Annotated in this window: 16 protein-coding genes; 3 read left to right on the top strand and 13 right to left on the bottom strand. The window is 43.6% G+C overall.

Translation table 11 applies throughout. The features are described 5' to 3' along the window. Positions 1-733, bottom strand: a 733-nt coding sequence (locus H8Z82_RS07835) for a hypothetical protein (RefSeq protein WP_186994808.1), incomplete at its 3' end; no start/stop codon positions are given. Positions 734-737: 4 nt separating this feature from the next. After that, a complete protein-coding gene (locus tag H8Z82_RS07830) occupies positions 738-1,445 on the bottom strand; it encodes a LytR/AlgR family response regulator transcription factor (protein ID WP_186994807.1) in 708 nt (235 codons plus the stop codon). Between the two features lie 508 nt (positions 1,446-1,953). Between H8Z82_RS07830 and H8Z82_RS07825 the strand changes: the two genes are divergently transcribed. Then, positions 1,954-3,843 carry a fibronectin type III domain-containing protein gene (locus H8Z82_RS07825; protein ID WP_186994806.1) on the top strand — a complete coding sequence of 630 codons (1,890 nt, stop codon included), beginning with the start codon at positions 1,954-1,956 and terminating at the stop codon, positions 3,841-3,843. Between the two features lie 136 nt (positions 3,844-3,979). Beyond that, positions 3,980-6,121 carry an LTA synthase family protein gene (locus H8Z82_RS07820; RefSeq protein WP_207724640.1) on the top strand — a complete coding sequence of 714 codons (2,142 nt, stop codon included), beginning with the start codon at positions 3,980-3,982 and terminating at the stop codon, positions 6,119-6,121. Positions 6,122-6,161: 40 nt separating this feature from the next. On the opposite strand, the gene H8Z82_RS07815 is transcribed toward H8Z82_RS07820, so the two are convergent. From H8Z82_RS07815 to H8Z82_RS07765, 11 genes are all read right to left on the bottom strand, one after another. Further along, on the bottom strand, positions 6,162-7,628 hold the full coding sequence (locus H8Z82_RS07815; protein ID WP_186994803.1) for a PTS transporter subunit EIIC: 1,467 nt from the start codon (positions 7,626-7,628) through the stop codon (positions 6,162-6,164). 90 nt (positions 7,629-7,718) lie between these two features. Continuing rightward, positions 7,719-8,204 (bottom strand): PTS sugar transporter subunit IIA, encoded by a 486-nt coding sequence (locus H8Z82_RS07810; RefSeq protein WP_186994802.1) that lies wholly within the window; start codon positions 8,202-8,204, stop codon positions 7,719-7,721. Positions 8,205-8,249: 45 nt separating this feature from the next. Beyond that, on the bottom strand, positions 8,250-9,089 hold the full coding sequence (gene licT / locus H8Z82_RS07805; protein ID WP_186994814.1) for a BglG family transcription antiterminator LicT: 840 nt from the start codon (positions 9,087-9,089) through the stop codon (positions 8,250-8,252). 314 nt (positions 9,090-9,403) lie between these two features. Continuing rightward, positions 9,404-13,186, bottom strand: a complete 3,783-nt coding sequence (locus tag H8Z82_RS07800) for an FtsX-like permease family protein (protein WP_186994813.1) — start codon at positions 13,184-13,186, stop codon at positions 9,404-9,406. A 3-nt stretch (positions 13,187-13,189) separates the two neighbouring features. Then, positions 13,190-13,906, bottom strand: a complete 717-nt coding sequence (locus H8Z82_RS07795; protein WP_019162533.1) for an ABC transporter ATP-binding protein — start codon at positions 13,904-13,906, stop codon at positions 13,190-13,192. A 248-nt stretch (positions 13,907-14,154) separates the two neighbouring features. After that, positions 14,155-15,123, bottom strand: a complete 969-nt coding sequence (locus H8Z82_RS07790; protein WP_186994800.1) for a Gfo/Idh/MocA family protein — start codon at positions 15,121-15,123, stop codon at positions 14,155-14,157. 110 nt (positions 15,124-15,233) lie between these two features. Further along, positions 15,234-15,431 (bottom strand): small, acid-soluble spore protein, alpha/beta type, encoded by a 198-nt coding sequence (locus H8Z82_RS07785; protein ID WP_186994798.1) that lies wholly within the window; start codon positions 15,429-15,431, stop codon positions 15,234-15,236. A 91-nt stretch (positions 15,432-15,522) separates the two neighbouring features. Continuing rightward, a complete protein-coding gene (locus tag H8Z82_RS07780; protein WP_019162538.1) occupies positions 15,523-15,708 on the bottom strand; it encodes a PspC domain-containing protein in 186 nt (61 codons plus the stop codon). 79 nt (positions 15,709-15,787) lie between these two features. After that, a complete protein-coding gene (locus H8Z82_RS07775) occupies positions 15,788-16,726 on the bottom strand; it encodes a DUF4097 family beta strand repeat-containing protein (RefSeq protein ID WP_186994797.1) in 939 nt (312 codons plus the stop codon). Next, the gene (locus tag H8Z82_RS07770; protein ID WP_186994795.1) at positions 16,723-17,430 is read right to left on the bottom strand and encodes a DUF1700 domain-containing protein; all 708 of its coding nucleotides are present in this window, start codon (positions 17,428-17,430) and stop codon (positions 16,723-16,725) included. Before H8Z82_RS07770 ends, H8Z82_RS07775 begins: the two co-directional genes overlap by 4 nt. Then, positions 17,427-17,780: a PadR family transcriptional regulator gene (locus tag H8Z82_RS07765; protein WP_019162541.1), complete on the bottom strand. Its 354-nt coding sequence runs from the start codon at positions 17,778-17,780 to the stop codon at positions 17,427-17,429. The genes H8Z82_RS07770 and H8Z82_RS07765 overlap by 4 nt, the downstream gene beginning before the upstream one ends. A 532-nt stretch (positions 17,781-18,312) precedes the next feature. Here H8Z82_RS07765 and H8Z82_RS07760 point away from each other — a divergent pair. Beyond that, positions 18,313-19,716, top strand: a complete 1,404-nt coding sequence (locus H8Z82_RS07760) for an RsmF rRNA methyltransferase first C-terminal domain-containing protein (RefSeq protein WP_186994793.1) — start codon at positions 18,313-18,315, stop codon at positions 19,714-19,716. Positions 19,717-19,750 lie beyond the last annotated feature (34 nt).

The raw sequence follows: 19,750 nt of genomic DNA, 5'->3' as shown, positions 1-19,750 counted from the left end.
CATATCCCCAATTCATAGTTAACAATAGATATAAAACAATACATTCACTTACAAGTCCAAACAATAATACTTTTTTATGATATTTCAGAAATTCACTTAACCATGTTTCTATACGAAAAGACTTTTGTAAACATAATACAACCATACATATCAAAATGAGATAAACACCGCCAGAATAGAAATGCATAGATTTACTAAAAACAAAATCATACATTCTTCTCTCCTTAACCAATCCGGTAATAAACATATATACTATTTTCATAAAACCAAGATTCGTTAAATACAAAACTTCCCATAAGTATGCTTGAAAAAAATCACATTTATAAAATATTATTAAAAAGAATGGAAGGTAAACATTTGCCAATATTACTGTTAAAAAAGACAAATACGACACCCAATACTGCCAAGTTAACATTGCCGATATATATATAAATAGAATCACTTTCATTGTTTTCTCATCAATTCTAAAAAAAATCCCATATTTATACACCGCAACATTTAATATAATAATTACAAGATAAATACAAATAAAAAAATACTTTTCATATATATACTCTTTTCCGTAAACCCGATGCATAGTATATGTAGTCAGAATCAAAAGGGTCCAAAGAATTATTCTAGCTACCCAGGAGTTTGAAACAGATTCCCGTCTTGGGAACATTTTCCCAAACATCCAAATTCCAATTCCCGTTTCCACGAAAGTAGCTATACCATACAGCAGTACCATTAGCACTTATTTATACCCCCCAGTAATTTAATATTGCCTTTCTTACATATTTGAATCTTTCTCTGCCAACTGCAATAATTTCTCCATTCCGTATATATAGGTCACGGTTTTTCATCTTCATCACATGCTTTATATTTGCCAGGTATCCTCTGTCCACAATAATAAAATCTTTCGAATTCAGTTCCTTTTCAATTGTCGACAGGCTTTCCCTGATAGCGGTTTCCCCATTTCTATGTACAAACACAACATTTTTTCCTTCTTTTTTCACATAGAAAATGTCAGAATACGCAATCTTCTCAATTTCACTCCGTTTTTTAATAATATAGTATTTTTCTTCTCTCGCCATAAGTGCCGGCAGCAGGGCATCATAGGTAAGGTATAACCTGTCCTTGAGCTGATCTTTTGGAATATAGCGATAGGTATTTACCTCATAGGCTTCCACAGCATAATTCAGATGATTGGTAATATATATAATAATAGGCTCCGGATACAGCTTCCGGATTTCTCTTGCAACCTCGATTCCATTCTTTCCCGGCATTTCTGCATCCAAAATATACAGGTCAAATTTCTCTTCCTTCAGTCCCAGCAGAAACCACTCTGAACTCTGATACAAGGTTATCTCACACTCTACCTTTTTACTGTAAAAATACTGCCTTGTAATCTGCTCTTCCTTCTCCAGAGCTTCTTCTTCATCATCCAGTATTGCAATTTTTATCATTTCTTTATTATTTCCTCCATAAACGTATAAAATCTGAATCTCTACTGTTTTGTCCGTTTCCCGTAGTATATCACGCACCGTCTGATTTTGTCCATCTATTGCAAATTTAAGATAGTATATGCTGTAGTGCCGTTACTATTCACACATCACTATCCCGAGACATACAAGCCAGATATTCCCCATCATAATTTGTGTCAGTAATTGATTGTATCTCTTACAGTACTTTTCTAAATAATTGTTTCCTCGAAATGCTCTTTTTTGTCCTCGAATCGTCAAAAAAATTATTATTTCTCTACCATTTTCCGTTGGAGGACAGTTCCCTACTGTTAGAACCAATTTTACATTCTCCAAACCTAATTATTATATACTTGTAACACAATGTTAATATATTTTCTAATCATTGTTGAATATACTTTATCATTGTGTTATTATAATACTATCAATTTGATGTCCGGTAAATGGCTTTTCCCAATGACATCATCATTATGAATTAGAGGAGGATATTTTCATGAAGAGAAAGTTATTTCTAATGACTGTGACAGCTGCGGCTCTTGTTTGTTCGGCTTCTGTCGGTACTTATGCTTCTGATGAGTTCGCTGCTCCGTCTGTTGCTTCTGCTGAGGATTTTTCTGCTCCGGCAGATGCTGATACTGTAGAATTTGATGCTCCTGAGATTGCAGATTCTGATTTTGCCCAGGATTCTGCTACTGCAGATGCTGTGACTCCCGCTGCCCAGGATGTGCCTATTGATGCCACCCATTTCCCAAATGAGCAGTTTCGCACCTATCTCTCCCAGCCAGAGAGAGATCTGAATAAGGATGGAATTCTCCAAGCATCTGAGATCAAGGCGATTAAGACTGTCAAATCCGATCTGAAGGGGATTGATATGGAGGGGTTCCAGTATCTTACCTCTGTGGAGGATCTCACACTCTCCCTTGTTTATGATAAGTCCAATCCCTCCAGAGCTCTGGATTTCTCATCCTTACCGGAGCTGAAGAGCCTTACGGTTTCTGTTGACAACGGATATGATTACTCTTCCGGTCTGAGCCTGGATCTGTCTGCCAACAATAAGCTGGACACACTGTCTGTTTCCTGTCTGACAGGTGCTATTAAGCTTCCGTCAGACTGCAACATCACAAAATACTCCATGTTATGTGATTATGACTATGATTATGCTGCCAGACCTGAGCACACAGCTCTGATCAATGCCTTATATGGCATGCCCAGGCTGAATACTCTCAGCATTACATATTTCAAGGATCTGGAGGGCATTGATTTCTCCCGTCTGCCAGAGCTTCAGCAGCTCAATATCCAGGGCTATGCCAGTGATGACGGGGAGACAGACTCCACAACCATCAGTTCCCTGGATCTTTCCAAATGTGCAAAGCTTAAGATCCTGGATATCCGGAATGCATATTTCACAAAGAACCTTGGAAGCTCCCTGAATATAAATGGCTGCACTTCCCTTGACACACTCTATATCAAGGATTCCAAAAATCTGGGAACTGATGCTGCCAATCCCTTTATCAGCCTTGGCAATACTTCCCCAAGCCATGTAGACATGGATCCTTCTTATGTCAATGTGGAGATACAGCACGGCGGATATCTGGATCTGGAAAAAGCCGGCTGGGATCCGGCCCTTATCACAAATGTGGAAAAGGGTGTACTGGTTGGTTCCCGTCTCTACATTGATCCTTCCGAGGGACACTCCGGGGAGGCTGTTGTTTCCTATTATATGAATGATCAGAAAACTGTTATCGGCCAGGTTCATGTAAGTGCTGACAATCTCTACAGTCCTCAGGCTGTAACAGGACTTACGATTACCAAGCGCACTACCGGCTCACTGACCTGCAAGTGGAACCAGGCCACAGATACCTATGACGGATATGCCCTGTATGTCCAGGACAGCAACAATAACAACAAGACTATCCAGAAGATCATGGTAAAGAAGGGTACTACCTCTGTAAAGGTAACCGGTCTGAAAGCCGGCCGCCGTTATCACCTGATCATCCGTTCCTATCGCAAGACAGAGGATGGCAATTATTATTCTCCATATTATAACTCCAGCCTGAGTACTGCTGACAGCTATGCCACACCAAAGACCCCCGTACTGAAGGCTACCGCTTTATCCAAAGGCAGAATCCAGTTAAAATGGACCGGTTATCCTACCAACTACAAAAATGGATATTCCAGATATGTGATCGAGTACAAAACCAGTGCCAAGGGTGCCTATAAACGCCTGAAGTTATCCGGAGATTCCAATGGAAGCTATACCCTGAAATCCCTGAAAAAAGGTAAAACCTACTACTTCCGTATCCGCAGTTATGTAAAGGATACCAACAGCTATGTCAAAGCTTACAGTTCTTATTCAAAGGTATTGAAAATTAAAGCAAAATAATATAAAATAGCCATACTGGCAATCAGAAACTGTCCGTTTGCGGGCAGTTTCTTACTGTCTGCAGCCCACAAACCTTATGAGATCAGTCTCCCTTAACCTAGATCCTGACTCATTCAACCAATTCAGATAAAGTGTGATGACATTGCAGAATAATACAAATATCCAAGAAAATAACAATCATAAACAACTTCATGAAGCTCCTGTTTCACAGAAACCAACTGGCAGAGGGGGGACGCTTTGCAGGCAGCTTCTGTCTGTCTTTCATCTTCTTCTCTTCCTTGCTATTTCCGGCCTGATCGTCTATACAGAAGGCGGACCCAGTGCCTTTCTCTCCCTGGGAAAAAGGAAGCTGGTTATGGTAGCTTTGGCAGGTGTAATCTTTTTCATTCTGCTGACAGCCGGAGACCGCCTCAGTACCTTTTTGCACAGGACTGGTATCTGCAGATGGCTGGAACTGCTATTGCTGTTGGGTACTCCCCTGGCCATGTTTGCAGTGGTGCAGATCATTGTGCAACTTACAGAGCTGAGATCCACTGCCTCCACCTCCTATCTTCGCATTATCAAATACGCAGTCTTTGATATGCCTGTGGGAGATTTTCTGAGAAACCTGGTCATCTATTATTTCATCCTGGTACTTCTGATCCTGCTGATCAGGAAAATAAACATTGCCTGTATGGTCTACTGCCTCCTTATGGTTCTTCTGGTGCTGGTGAATTATTATGTAACAGAGTTCCGGGGACAGGCCTTTCTTCTGCTGGATGCCATGGGAATGAGCACTGCCGCTGATGTAGCAGGAAATTACAGACTGGATATTCCCATCTATCTGGGGATCACGCTGCTATTTACCGTAGATTTCAGTATGCTCCAGCTGCATTTCCAGAGACTTCGTATTCCTCACAGATTGCAGAAAAAAAGCCTTCATATTCTGAGCCAGCTGGTGGTTCTTGCTGTTTTTGCCCTGGGTTCCCTGTATGCAGTGGTAAATGCAGCCAATGTTTCCTTCTGGAATACCAACCGTTCCTATCGTGACAACGGATATCTGTGCGCTCTTGTCAGTCAGGTCCGTTACATACACCCTGAGAAACCGGCCGGATACTCTGTCGGCAAAGTACAGGAGATCGGAGAACAGGTTTCAGATTCTACCCAGAGTAATGTTACAGTTCCTCAGAATATTATTATGATCATGAATGAAAGTCTGACAGACTTTGAAAGCATAGGCCAGGTAAAGACAGACAGTGAGATCCTTCCTTTTCTCCACAGTCTCAACAGAAATGTAAAGAAGGGCCAGCTCCATGTACCTACCTTTGGAGGTGGAACTGCCCGTACAGAATATGAAGCTCTCACAGGAAACAGTATGTATTTTCTGCCTGCCGGAAGTGTTCCCTATCAGCTGTTTGTACATGATCCGGAATCCGGTATGGCCCAGATCCTGAAAGCCCAGGGCTACACTACCATAGCCGTGCATCCCAACAATGCTTCCAACTGGAACCGTGCAAATGTATATGCGGATATGGATTTTGACCAGTTCATAAGCACAGAGAACTGGGGGAATGACAGCTTTGACAAAATCCGGAATTTTGCCAGCGATGAAACCACCTATGATAAGCTGATCAAGCTGTTTGAGCGTAAGCAGTCCGGCGAAAAGCTTTTTACCTTCTGTGTGACCATGCAGAATCATGGAGGCTATGGTACTGAGACTCTGAATGGTTATCAACCGGATGTGAAGCTTCACTATAACCGTGAATATCCACTCGCAGAGACTTATCTGTCTCTTGCCAGAGAATCTGACAGAGCTTTCCAGAAGCTTCTGTCCTATTTTGAAAAGGTGGACGAGCCTACCATGATCATTATGTTCGGTGATCACTGGCCAAAGATCGAGAATGGATTTACAGCCAGTGTGCTGGGAAAAAAACGCTCCGAGCTCAGCCTGGACGGCACCCAGAAAACTTACACCACCCCCTATGTGATCTGGACCAATTATCCCTCAGAAACAGTGGAGCAGGACATGAGTTCTAATTACCTGGGAAGCTACGTGCTCTCCCTGGCCGGAGCAACACTCACTCCCTACAACCATTTCCTGCTGGATCTGAAAGACAAGCTTCCGATCATTGGAATCGGTGCCGTATGTGATACAGACGGTACCTGGTATTCCCAGAACAATTTACCAGAAAAATTTCAGAAGCTGGTAAATGAATATCACATTCTGGAATATAACAATCAATTTGATCAAAAACATAAAATCACAGAGTATTTTTCCATTGAAAAAAGACCGCAATGAATGCGGTCTTTTTTGTAAAAAGGGATTTTTATCTGCTATATTATTTACAGAGCTTTTTAAACTCATCTGCTACGAACTGAACTTTCGTACCGATTACAACCTGAACAGAATTTTTACCAGGTCTGATCACACCGGCAACACCGGCTGATTTGATTTTCTTTTCATCAACAGCTGTATAGTCTTTGATTTCCAGACGAAGTCTTGTAATGCAGTTATCGATAGATGCAACGTTTCCTTTTCCGCCAACACCTTCTAAGATAATTTTTGCAACTTCTGTAAAGTTATCGTTTGCAAGTTTTACAGTTGTCTCATCCATATCATCATCTTCTCTTCCAGGAGTCTTCAGATCAAACTTAAGGATTGCAAATCTGAATACCACATAGAATACGATGAATGCTGCGATTCCCAACGGAATGATCAACCATGTTTTCTGTGCTGCTGGCAGAGATGCTGAAAACAGAAGGTCTGTTGCACCTGCTGAGAATGAGAAGCCTGCGCGGAATCCTAATAATACTGTAACAACTGTAAAGATACCATATAATAATGCATAAATAACATAAAGCCCAGGAGCCAGGAACATGAAACCAAATTCGAATGGCTCTGTAACACCGCAGATAAATGCACAAAGTGCTGCGGAAGCTACCAGACCAATAGCAACTTTTTTCTTATTGTCCTTTGCACACTGGATCATTGCCAGAGCTGCACCAGGAATACCAAACATCATACATGGGAAGAAGCCGGACATATACATTCCAAGGCTCCAGCTTACATCTGCTGATGTCTCACCTGCCCAGAAATGAGTCAGATCACCAAGTCCGATCGTATCGAACCAGAATACATTGTTTAATGCATGATGCAGACCTGTAGGAATTAAAAGTCTGTTCAGGAATGCATAGATACCAGCTCCAAGAGCTTCCATTCCGGAAATTGCGTTACCGATGGAGATCAGTACACCGAAGAGGATCGGCCATACAAACAGTAAAACTACGGATACGAGAATAGATATAACACCTGCGATGATGGCTACACAACGTTTGCCGCTGAAGAAAGAAAGCCAGTCCGGTAATTTTGTGCTTTTGAATTTGTTGTAACAGCTAGATCCGATCACACCTGCAAGAATACCGATGAACGGGTTGGCAATTTTGTTAAATGCCAGTGTTTTGTCTGCATTGTCTGCGATAGACGGGAACAGTGTTGTAACAAATCCTGTGCTTAACAGTGTTGTGATCATAAGCCAGGAAGCAAGGGCTGCAAGACCGCCTGTACCATCGTGGTCATCTGACATACCCACACCTACGCCGATTACAAATAACAGTGCCATATTATCGATCAGAGCACCACCGGCTTTTACAAGGAAAATACCAACCATCGGACCAAATCCGGTGATATCACCACCCTGCATACTTGCAGGGCAAAGTAAATAACCAATACCCATGAGGATACCGCAGATTGGAAGACAAGCTACCGGTAACATCAGGGCTTTACCTAATTTCTGTAAATACTTCATACTTTTTCCTCCTTAGATAGAATGATTTACTCTTTCAAATCCCCTTTTATTTATTTTTACCCGGACACCTCCGGGAAAAATACATAATTCTTATTTTGTGATTACGATCACATCGTCACCGGGCTGTACCTCTTTGTTATCCAGCCCACGGACATCTCCATAGTCATCTGTATTACAGATAACAACAAGAGTACTGGTATCATATCCTGCAGCTTTGACCTTGTCCAGATCCACCTCCAGAACCAGATCTCCTTTCTTTACTGCATCCCCGGAATGTACATGACCTGTAAATCCGTCACCGTCCATTTTGACTGTATCCAGACCCACATGGACCAGAACCTCTACACCATCTGCTGTAGAAAGACTGAATGCATGAAGGGTATCAAACAGTGTTTCAATGGTTCCGTCTGCAGGTGCATAAATTTTCCCCTCTGACGGAAGGATTGCCGCACCCTTTCCCAGCATCCCCTCACTGAAAGTCGGATCATTTACGCTGGAAAGAGGAACTGTTTTCCCCTTCACCGGAGATCCGATGATCAGTTCAGGTGTCTTTTTCTTCTTAAAAAAATCAAACATACTTAAAAGCCTCCTTGTTTTTTGCATTTATTTTTACATTTATAATTATAATTTTTCTATAGTACTAACTCTGCGGATATGTACAGACAGATACATGATTTCTTCCTCAGATAATCTGCTGCCGGTTGCCTGCATAATATATTCTGCAACCTTTACACTGCATTCATATTCCCTGGGGTATTTCCGCTGCATCATCAGGGACAGCTCTCTGTCCTCACTGGAAAGCAATTCTTTCCGGTAGATCCGCTGTATCAGAAACTTGATATGTGTCATAAAGCGCTCATAATGTAAAGATGATTCATCCAACAGTATTCCCAGATCACGTTCCACAATATCCACGATTGCCTGCATCTGATCCGGAAACTTCACCGCATCCCGGATATCTGTACCATATTCTGCATTTACGAAATGAAGGGCAATAAATCCTGCTTCATCCTCTGGCAGAAGAATACCAAGTCTGTCATGGATCAACTCTAACGCATAAATTCCTAATTGGAATTCCTGAGGATAAAAGCGCTTAATCTCCCACAATAATGCATTCTGCGGTTCTATTCCCTGGCTCACTCTTTCAATTGCAAAATTAATATGATCCGTCAGTGTCACATAAATGCTCTGATTCAGTTTTAATTTCAGATGATCCTTTGCATGAGAGATGATCTCGTCTGAAATCCTCACTCGTTCCAGTGGCATATTGGCCAGCAGCTCCTTGAACTGTTCCGTCAGTGTCCGGCTTTTAATGCGAAAGATTTTACTGATCTGGTCAGCAGGAACCACTTCTCCCTGTTTCTTTTTGAAACCGATCCCACGTCCCATCACAATTACTTCTGCACCGGATTTCTCATATGCCGAGATAATATTGTTATTGATCACTTTTTCAATTATAATATGATCCATGTCTTTCCTTTTCCAAACCATATGTTGCCTGACAGTGATGTACTAGTCCCCTATAAAAAAAACCAGAATTTATAGACTGATTGTCTCAGCCATAGATTCTGGTTTTGCCTGCCAAACAGTAACAATCCGTGTGTTTTCAATTGATGAAATCATTATAACAAAGTTACAAAGATACGTCAAGTACACTTTTTATTTTGTGGATAATTGCCATTGCATTTGTATTTTCCTTGCATTTTATCTGACTTTTTCACATTTTATGCTGTGTTTTTGTATTTCTTCTTTCCTGCAATAAAGCAACAAATCGTTTATTCTACACTTTTCAGGGATTCTACCATATCAATCTTCTTTAATTTCTGATGCATAAACAGATTTACGATTATGGAGAATCCAATTGTCAGCAGTCCGCAATACAGGAAACTGACAGGATTGATATTTCTTCCGAACATAACCGCATCCACTTCCACAGTACGGATAATATACCTGTGCAAAAAGATTCCGAATACAGCCCCTGCCAACACGCCTATAAAGGTAAGGATAACATTCTCCCTGTATACATAGGCAGAAACCTCAGTATCATAGAATCCCAGTACCTTCAGGGTTGCCAGTTCTCTCTGACGTTCCGTAATGTTGACATTGTTCAGATTATACAGAACCACGAAAGCAAGCATTCCTGCAGAAATGATCAGCACTATGATAACCGTATCCAATGCCCCCAGCATTCTGTGAAGCTGAGCCTCCAGACTGCTGGTATAGCTTATGCTTAACGCAGCCGGATGCTTCAGGATTTCATTTCCCACCTCAGATTCTGATTCTTTATATTCCTCTTTTACCGTGAATACAGTTGCAGAATAGTTCGGCTTCTCCCCGAAGGTCTGTTCATAGACATTTCCTGTCATATAAATATAATGTCCCATGTAATTCTCTGTTACTGCTGCGATCTTTGTCTCATAATTTTTCCCATCCTTTGTGATGGTCATGGTATCCCCGACTTTCAGCCCTGTCAGAGCAGCCGTCTTCTCACTGATCACTGTACCTGCATCCGTCAGCTGATATTTCTCTTTTGTCTTTCTGTCCTGAAGAGTTACATCCTTATTAAAGGTCTCAAGATTCTCAGGCACATACACATATACGCTGATATTGGATTTATTTCTTGGAACACTCATCTTGGTAAACTGCACATGGGTATATCTCTCGATCTGGCTGTTATTTTTCAGAAACTCATCCAGTTCCTGTCTCTCCTTATCTGTTGCATCCTCATCATCAATAATCGTTCCTGTATAATGCTGAAGCTCCTGATATTGCCGTCTGGCAATATCCATAATGGAATCCCTGAGTCCAAAGCCTACCAGCATCAGTGCCATACTTCCGGAAATACCGAAAATCGTCATAAAGAAACGCTTTTTATATCGAAAAAGATTTCTAAGAGTAGATTTCCATGTAAAATTCAGATGCTTCCAGAAAAATGGAATCCGTTCCAGCAGGATTCTCTTACCCTCTTTGGGAGCAGGGGGACGCATCAGTGATGCCGGAGTTTCCGCCAGAGCCCTGTAACAGGAGAAAATGGTGGCTCCGACGGTACACACAGTTGCCGCACCTGCTGCTATCATTGCAAATTTAAATTCGTAACGGATCTGGATATTGTTCATCATTCCCTTATACATAATGCCATACCCGTTAATAATAACCCAGGGCAGGATCTTCTCTCCGATCAGAATCCCCAGGATACTGCCTCCCACAGTGGCAAGAAAGGCATACAGCAGATATTTGGATGCAATCGCATACTTGCCGTATCCCAGAGCCTTCATTGTACCGATCTGGGTTCTCTGTTCCTCCACCATTCGTGTCATGGTAGTCAGACTTACCAGTGCAGCCACCAGGAAAAAGATAACAGGGAAAACCTGTCCGATACTTCTCATTCTGTCTGCATTATCCCCATAATCTGAATATTCCGGCAGATCATTGCGGTCCGTTACCATCCATTCCGGCATACTGATATCATCAATCTCATCCTGGGCTTCCTGAATCTTCTTCTCACCGTCTGCGATTTCTTTCTCTGCATCCTTCTTTCCGTCTTCGTATTCCTTTTTACCTTCTTCCAGGTCTTTTTCTGCTTTCTTGATGTCCTTTCTGGAATCCTTCAGCTTCTGCTCGTTCTCAGTGATTTCCTTCTCGCCATCCCTCAGCTTCTGTTCATTCTCGGTAATCTCTTTCTCTCCGGAAGCAAGCTTCCCTTCATTCTCCCGGATCTGTGCTTCTCCCGAAGCAAGCTCTGCCTCCTTCTCCTCTAACTGAGCCTGGCTGGAATTTAATTTTGCTCTTGCAGCATCAATCTGTTCCTGGGCTGACACAAGCTGAGCTTCTTTTTCCTGAATCTCTTTTCTGGCTGGCTCCAGTTTCTTCTCCTGAGCCTTCACCTCTTTCCAGCCTGCATCGATCTTTGCCTGGGCATCGGGAAGTGCAGCTTCCTGCTGATTCAGTTCTGCTTCTTTCGCATCAAGCTGGGCAAGTCCGCTTTCCACCTGGCTTAACCCACTCTCCAGTTCACTTCTTGCTGCTGCGATCTGGTTTCTGGATGCTTCCAACTGGGCAGCCTGACTGTCCACCTGCTCCTGATAAGCGGAAACCTGTGCTGCCAGAGCCGCCAGGTCTTCCTCAGAATATGTGCCTGAAGCTTGTGCCTGCTCATACTGTGCCTGCAATGCTGCAAGCTGACTTCTGGCACTCTCTAGTTGAGCCTCTCCTTCAGAAAGCTGGGCCTCCTGCTGCTCAATCTGGGCAAGTCCCTGATTGCAGCTTTCCTTTTTGGCATTTAGGTCCTGTCTGGTTGCTGCGATCTGCTCTCTGCCTGACTGAATCTGCGCCTTGCCATTGTCAAGCTCCTGCTGGCTCCGGGTAAGCTGCTCCTTTGCATCCGCAATCTGCTTCTCACCGGCGCTTAACTGATTCTTGCCATCCTGTAGCTGTGCTTTTCCATCATCAAGCTTTGCCTGGTTCTCTGAAACCTCCGCCCATCCTGCATTCAGCTGTTCCTTTGCAGATGCGATCTGTGCTCTGCCACTGGCAATCTGCTCTTTCCCACTGGCAATCTGGGATCTGCCATCCTCTAACTCCTTCTTTGCATCTGCAAGCCGGGCTTTTCCGTCCTCCAGCTCCTTTTTTGCATCTGCAAGCTTTTTCTTGCCATCCTTATATTCCTTCTTGCCATCTTTTAACTTCTTTTCGCCGTCCTCCAGTTCTTGTCTGGCATCTGCAAGCTTCTCATCAGCCTCCTTCTTGCCGTCTTCAAGTTCCTGTCTGGCATCTGCAAGCTTCTCATTGGCTTCCTCTACGATCTCATCATATCTGATCTGACACCGTTCTGCCTCAATCCCCTCCACTTGCTCCTGCACTCTCTCTATCAGGGAATCATAAGCATCTGTATAGCTGATCAGATCCTGCGTTCCATGAGCCTGCACATAAATCTGCGTATACACTTCCTGGTCAAAATCCTCAGGGAGCACATAGGCAAATCCATTAACCTCACCGGAACCCAGAGTGGAGTTTCCCCTGTTATAGGATATGTAAAGCGGACTCTCGCCTAAACCTACAACTGTGTAATCCGTCTTTTTCAGCAGTTCGCTGTCTCCGCCCTCTTTCAGGGTAATCTGATCCCCCACCTTATATCCATTGCTCTCGGCAAAAATACAGTCAAGGAAAATCTCCCCGCTTTTTTCCGGAGCTTTTCCCTCTGTCACAGAGATCCGGTTCATAGTTTGATTCACAGCTTCCACATGGAGTACCTTCTGCTTCTCGCCTTCTCCACACATTACATCTGTACCATAGGCGCCCTCTGCATTCTCTACTCCGTCCACCTGCTTAATGGCGGCTACATCATCCTCCGTCAGTCCCAGAGTTCCCACTATTTTGATATCCATAAGATTGGTTTCATCATAATAGGCATCACCTGAGAAACGCATATCCGGTGACGAGGCCTGTATCCCGGAGAAAAATGCAACTCCCAGAGCAACGATCATAAATATGGAAATAAATCTGGCTTTGCTTTTGCGTATCTCCATCCAGAAATCTTTATGCATTGCTTTCATACTCATCACCTACCATTCTATCTCCTCTATGGGTGTAGGATGGTCATTCATTGTCATCCTGGAAACCTTTCCGTTCTTGATCTTGATCACCCGGTCTGCCATAGGTGTCAGCGCCGAGTTATGGGTAATGACGATCACTGTCATTCCACGCTCCCTGCACATATCCTGTAAAAGCTTCAGGATTGCCTTACCAGTCTGGTAGTCCAGTGCACCTGTAGGCTCATCACACAACAACAGCTTGGGGTTCTTTGCCAGTGCCCTGGCAATGGAAACTCTCTGCTGCTCACCACCGGAAAGCTGTGCCGGGAAATTGGTCAGTCTGTCCTTCAGTCCCACTTCCTCCAGAACCTCCCTGGCATCCAGCGGATTCTTACATATCTGCAGTGCCAGTTCTACATTCTCCAGTGCTGTAAGGTTGGGCACCAGATTATAGAACTGGAATACAAATCCAATATCATTTCTCCGATAGCCGGTAAGCTGCCTGCTGTTATATCTGGCAATATTCCTGCCATCCACCAGAACCTCTCCACTGGTAGCCTTATCCATACCCCCAAGAATGTTCAGCACTGTCGTCTTGCCCGCACCGCTGGGACCAACGATCACCACGAACTCTCCCTTGGCGATCTCAAAGCTGATCTCATCCACTGCAACGATCTTTACTTCTTTGGTTCCATATATCTTGGAAACCTTATCCAGTTTTACATATGCATCTGTCATCTCACTCATCCGCATTTCCCCTGTAATTTTATTTTTACTACATCAGTAATTTTATTACAATTATTAACGCTTCTTTTGCCCCCGATTTATTTCCGTATTTATTTACAGGCAGGTCAAATTCTGACCTGCCCGGTAGTCTTAATGGTTATATTCATTGTAACACATTATATTTATAATTCAAAATAAAATATTCATAAACAAATGCAATAAACAAATGCAAAATCGTTACCGTCCGCTCCGTTCACGGTAACACAAAATCACTCAATCCACGGAATCTCATAATTCCAGGATTTACGGATATCGTCCATGATTTTCATAATCCTTATTGTCTCTGCATGAGGCATTTCCGGACACTCCAGTTTGCCCTCTTGGATTGCTTTCATGCAGGATTCTACCTCATATTCATATCCTGAGATCTGTTTCGGTACAACATAAGAAGCCACTTCTTTATGGTCGGTATCAAACACTGTAATCTTTTCCGGATTATTGATATTCTGCACCTGCATATATCCTCTGGTTCCAAAAATACTTCCCATTCTGTCTGAGATTTCTCTTGCTCCACACTGAAGGGTTGCCATGCGGTCTCCCTCAAACACCATGGCAATACTGTCCAGAATATCCACTCCATTCTGAAAGATTGCAGTAGCCTTTACATCCTTTACCTTATCGCCAAGCACCATGGAGGCAAAATTGATTGGATATACGCCTACATCCAGAAGAGCACCTCCTGCCAGCTCCGGTTTACGGATACGTTCTACATGACTTATTGTATAACTGAGATTCGCCGTAACTGCGGTAACTTCGCCGATCACACCACTTTCAATAATATCGTTGATCATCTTTCTGGACGGCATATATCTTGTCCAGATTGCTTCTGTGATCAGAAGCTTTTTCTCTTTTGCAAGGTCAAATAATTTCTGTGCCTGCTCTGCATTTACAGTAAATGCCTTTTCGCAAAGTACATGCTTTCCCGCTTCCAGACACATCTTTGCATGCAGATAATGGTGTGAATGAGGAGTGGCGATATAAACAAGTTCAACCTCATCATCTGCCAGCATTTCCTCATAGGATCCATATGCTTTTTTTACTTCATATTTCTGCGCAAATACCTGGGCACGTTCCAGATCACGGGCAGCAACCGCATACGCCTCCACATCTTCCATTCCTGCCACTGTTTTTGCCATAGTAGAAGCAATGCCTCCGGCCCCCAAAATACCTAACTTCATCTTATTGTCCTCCCATATTTATAGCAATCCTCGTAAATAATGCATTTAAGACAGTTCACTATTTGCTCTAATTTTACAGCATCATTGCCCGGAGAACAAGTTTATATCACTTATTTTTCCAATTTCTCTTTTTTTCGTTTTGTCATCAATCCTCCGATCCGTCCGGTCTCTTTTGCAGACAGACTTTTCCATCCATCACTCAATACTCTGTCCAGCAGTCCCATTTCCTCTGCAATTTCATATTTCATCCTGGTGTCCGGTAACAATTCTCCATCAAGATAAGCTTTTATTTCCTTCTCTTTATTCAAAACAGCCCACACTCCTTTTCTTTGGAGTATGGGCTGTTTTCTTAATTTTTATACTGTCTTTTCTTATTACAGATTGGATTTTGAAATTCTGTTATCTTTTGGGAATAATAATAGCTGCAATGATATATGCCCAGATTCCCGCACCGCCAAAGCAGGTCAGTATCACCCATGCCAGACGCACCAACGTAGGGTCAATATCAAAATATTCTGCGATTCCTCCACATACGCCGCAAAGCATACTGTTTTCTGATGATTTGTATAAACGTTTGTCACTCATGCTTCATTTCCTCCTTAAACCCAGATTATTAAATACTACTTTTATTTTTACCCGTCAGAGTGTATCCTCCTCAGAATATCTACAAATCCCTGTGCTCTTTCCCAGAGAAATCTACTGATACATTTCCCATACCGCACTCCAGATTCAGTTTCCTGTCTGCACCTGTATTGGAAATGCTTTTCTCCCGTCCAAGTCCACTGTAAGAATCAGAACCTACATCCAGATTTCCCACGCCGCATTCCAGATCATAATTATAATCCTCCTGAGTACCGGTCATTGTAAGATCCAGTTCCCCAAGGCCGCATTCTCCAGATATTTTCTTTGCACTCAGATCTGCAAATGTCATACTTCCGGTTCCGATTTCCAGATCTGCTTCTTCTGCAGTTACCGGATTCTTGCTGTCAAATTCCCCGGCTCCCATTTCCACACTCAGCTTCTCTGTCTCAATATCTCGGTTCAGATAAACAGTACCTGCACCCATTTCAATCTCCAACTCCTGAAGCTTAACTTCTTTCGGATAGGAGATACACACCTTTCTGGTTTTAGACAACTTTTTCGAGCTTCTGACCTTAAGAGTATCTGAACTTTCTTTTACTGTCACATTCTTTCCATTATCATCATAAACTCTGACACAGAAACTGTCACCCTCTTCCAGAATCAGCTCATCGTACTTCAGCTCTATATCCAGCTTTGTGGGCGGATACTTCAACTGATATACAGTGCCATCTGTCGAGCTTTCATTTCCCACTACTGCAGGCGCCATGTCCTTCTGCCCCATTTCCGTACTATATTCCATCCCATCATGTTCAACATGATCCTCATAATCATCATCGATATCATCATGGTCATCATCATAGTCATCATCCCACTCTGTCATCCTGAGAATCCGCTTCAGACTGTTCACCCCTGTCAGTTCCGACATACTGGCTCCCATAACACCACCGGCAGCTGTCAGTCCGATTCCTGCTGCAGCGAAAATTCCTGCTGCGATCAACATTCCTTTTGTAAACTTCTTCATTTAACCGCCTCCTTTCTCTTTCTGTAAAGCAACCTGTTAAAAAAGTCAGTAATCTTCCGAAACCATTTCGGCACAATGCATACTGCGATGCTGATCAGTCCCAAAACCATAAGGATTGCCAACGCGATCATCAGACAGCCAATTCCTATGGTCATGACTCCGGTTCCGGTCATCACCACGCAAAGCCCTATTCCTACCACAATAGCAGCAAATCCACCGATCAATAAAGCAACCGCACCTATGCCCAGTCCAACGATCAGCCAGAAGGGAAGTAACAAAATACCAACTGTCAAAGACAGGATTCCGCCAACAGCTCCCTTAACAAAAGGAGAAATAAAAACCAGCAGGATCACTGCCAAAATCAGCGCTGCCTGGTTTCCCTTCCTGAAAAAGCGCTTCTCTTTCCCGGATCCTTCCCCATATTTTTCAGGCATCTGCTCCGTTTCTTTTGCCCGTGCATCCTCATAACCATGCTCTGTATATTCTCCATACTCATAACCCTTTTCAGGATCCTTCAGATCTGCCTTAATGATTGCCGCAACCTTCTCAGGACTTCCAAGGTCCCTGATCACCGAAGCCTCATTCTCAATTCCCGCATCATCAAAATAATTATTATAAAACTCAAGGGCATCCTGCCTCTCTGTCTCAGAAATATCCGCAAGCAGCTCCTCCAGCTCCCGCATAAACTGCGCCCTGTCCATCATCCAATTCCTCCCTCGTCAACACCGTCTGCCCTCACATTCTGTCCATCAAGAACGCCTGTGATCTTCGACGAATAAATTTCCCATTCAGCCCTGTACAGGCTCAACTGAGCAGCCCCCTTCTCCGTCAGCTTATAATATCTCCGGTTTCTCCCGGCAAAGGCCATATCATAAACCTCCAGACAATCATCCTTCTGCAATCGCCTCAGTACCGGATACAAGGTAGATTCTGAAATTTCCAGAACTCCCCGTACATCCTGAGTAATCTTATAACCATAGGTCCCTTCCTTTTCCTTGGAAACCACAGCCAGAACAATCGCATCCAGAAGCGCCGCACCCGTATTAAAAACCATATGCACACTCCCTTGTCTCATTAACACCCTGCACATACATCTGCCACATTGAAGTCCAGTTATTCCGTTCTTAGTAACGAAATCTATCCAGTCCAGTACATATTATACAGCAGTGCAATATTGTTTTGTTGCTGATATTATATGTCGTATAATATAATTTTGTCAATACTATTTAGCAAAAATATCTTTTCTATTATAATAAACAAGACCAATCACAATATACCCAGCACCATCGGATGTTTTTGTATCGGCAGGATTCACAGCCGTGGGAAAGATATCTATGCTGGTTCCTCTGTGCAGGGGTCTTAGCAATTCTTAGTCTGCAAAAATCTGCGTTATGAGAAAAAAAGCCGCACTGTCTGAGCGAAGCGAGTTTGCGCTTTTATTCTCATGCCTTTAGCAGATTTTTGCAAACTTAGAATTACTTAGGCCCCGGAACCGAACCAGCATAGATATCTTTCCCACGGCGTCCCCCTTCCCATCATATTCATCCCCACTATAAATATTTTTTTCAGAAAGGGCTTCACACATTATGACAATAACAACTCCCCTCCATCCCGCCTTCCTGGCACGCATGCAGGAAATGCTTTCTGCTCAGGAATACACCGCCTTTTTAGAGAGCTTTAACGCCCCCCGCACCTATGGCCTGCGGGTAAACACCTCAAAAATCTCCTGTGAAGAATTCCAAAAACTCTGCCCGTTTCCAGTAAAACCAATCCCCTGGATCCCCAACGGATATTTCTATGATGAGGATACCCGCCCTTCCAGATGCGCATATTACCAGGCCGGTCTCTATTACCTCCAGGAGCCAAGTGCCATGACCCCAGCCTCCCGTATTCCCATCGAACCTGGTGACAAAGTCCTGGATCTCTGCGCGGCCCCTGGCGGAAAGGCAACTGCAGCAGGAGCTGCCCTTCAGGGACAGGGACTTCTGGTAGCCAACGATATCAGCACCTCCCGTGCCAGAGCACTTCTGCGTAATCTGGAACTTTTCGGAATCCCCAATATTTTCGTGGCAAACGAGACACCGGCAAAGCTAACCAAGACATTCCCGGAATTTTTTGACAAGATCATCCTAGATGCCCCATGCTCCGGCGAAGGAATGTTCCGCAAGGAGGAAGCCCTTGCAAAGGACTGGACTCCTGAAAAATCCCGGGAGCTTTCTGAAATCCAGAAAGAGCTTGTGCTTCAGGCGGCAGATATGCTTCGCCCAGGTGGACTCTTACTTTATTCCACCTGTACCTTCGCCCCTGTGGAAGACGAACAGACCGTGGCTTATCTTCTGGAAAACCGCCCGGATATGGAACTGGCAGAAATGGAAAACTATGAGGGATTTTCCCAGGGTGTGCCGGAATGGGGAAATGGCAATCCGGAGCTGACAAAGTGCATCCGCATTTTCCCCCATAAAATGAATGGGGAAGGCCACTTCCTGGCTCTCTTCCGTAAAAAAGGACAATCCATACAGGAAAGCAGCCGTCCACACACAAAGCCTGATAAAAATGCATTCCCGTTAATCGAAGAATTCCTGAATGAAATTGGTCTGAAAACTCTGGGCGGCCAGCCCTTTGACTGGGAGCGGGTAGAAGTTCGCAAGGACAAAGTCTATTATCTGCCACCTGTACTTTCCGATTTCCGCGGAATCACCTTCCTCCGAAACGGATTATATCTGGGTGACCTTAAGAAAAATCGTTTTGAACCCTCTCAGCCTCTGGCACTGGCCATCCGCAAAGGGGAGGCGGAAGCTGTGATTTCTCTTCCTGTCTCTGACGAAAGACTCACCCGCTATCTGAAGGGTGAGACCTTAAACATTGAGCCTGAAGAAGCAACCCACAAAAAAGGTTGGCATCTTCTCTGTGCAGATGGATATCCGGTAGGCTTCGGAAAGCTGGTCAACCAGATCCTAAAAAATAAATATCCGGCAGGATGGCGCGTATAATACGCGCTACTCCCTGCCGGATATCTTTTTATAC

Origin of the sequence: Blautia difficilis (genome assembly GCF_014297245.1) — a bacterium.
GTDB classification, from domain to species: Bacteria; Bacillota; Clostridia; order Lachnospirales; family Lachnospiraceae; genus Blautia_A; species Blautia_A difficilis.
This window is presented reverse-complemented; position numbering and strand designations above follow the sequence as displayed.

What these genes read in the sequence shown, in the direction of transcription:
- H8Z82_RS07830 (WP_186994807.1), bottom strand. Translation starts at nt 1,445, where the DNA reads ATGATAAAAATTGCAATACTGGATGATGAAGAAGAAGCTCTGGAGAAG.
- H8Z82_RS07825 (WP_186994806.1), top strand. Translation starts at nt 1,954, where the DNA reads ATGAAGAGAAAGTTATTTCTAATGACTGTGACAGCTGCGGCTCTTGTT.
- H8Z82_RS07820 (WP_207724640.1), top strand. Translation starts at nt 3,980, where the DNA reads ATGACATTGCAGAATAATACAAATATCCAAGAAAATAACAATCATAAA.
- H8Z82_RS07815 (WP_186994803.1), bottom strand. Translation starts at nt 7,628, where the DNA reads ATGAAGTATTTACAGAAATTAGGTAAAGCCCTGATGTTACCGGTAGCT.
- H8Z82_RS07810 (WP_186994802.1), bottom strand. Translation starts at nt 8,204, where the DNA reads ATGTTTGATTTTTTTAAGAAGAAAAAGACACCTGAACTGATCATCGGA.
- H8Z82_RS07800 (WP_186994813.1), bottom strand. Translation starts at nt 13,186, where the DNA reads ATGAGTATGAAAGCAATGCATAAAGATTTCTGGATGGAGATACGCAAA.
- H8Z82_RS07795 (WP_019162533.1), bottom strand. Translation starts at nt 13,906, where the DNA reads ATGAGTGAGATGACAGATGCATATGTAAAACTGGATAAGGTTTCCAAG.
- H8Z82_RS07790 (WP_186994800.1), bottom strand. Translation starts at nt 15,123, where the DNA reads ATGAAGTTAGGTATTTTGGGGGCCGGAGGCATTGCTTCTACTATGGCA.
- H8Z82_RS07780 (WP_019162538.1), bottom strand. Translation starts at nt 15,708, where the DNA reads ATGAGTGACAAACGTTTATACAAATCATCAGAAAACAGTATGCTTTGC.
- H8Z82_RS07775 (WP_186994797.1), bottom strand. Translation starts at nt 16,726, where the DNA reads ATGAAGAAGTTTACAAAAGGAATGTTGATCGCAGCAGGAATTTTCGCT.
- H8Z82_RS07770 (WP_186994795.1), bottom strand. Translation starts at nt 17,430, where the DNA reads ATGATGGACAGGGCGCAGTTTATGCGGGAGCTGGAGGAGCTGCTTGCG.
- H8Z82_RS07765 (WP_019162541.1), bottom strand. Translation starts at nt 17,780, where the DNA reads ATGGTTTTTAATACGGGTGCGGCGCTTCTGGATGCGATTGTTCTGGCT.
- H8Z82_RS07760 (WP_186994793.1), top strand. Translation starts at nt 18,313, where the DNA reads ATGACAATAACAACTCCCCTCCATCCCGCCTTCCTGGCACGCATGCAG.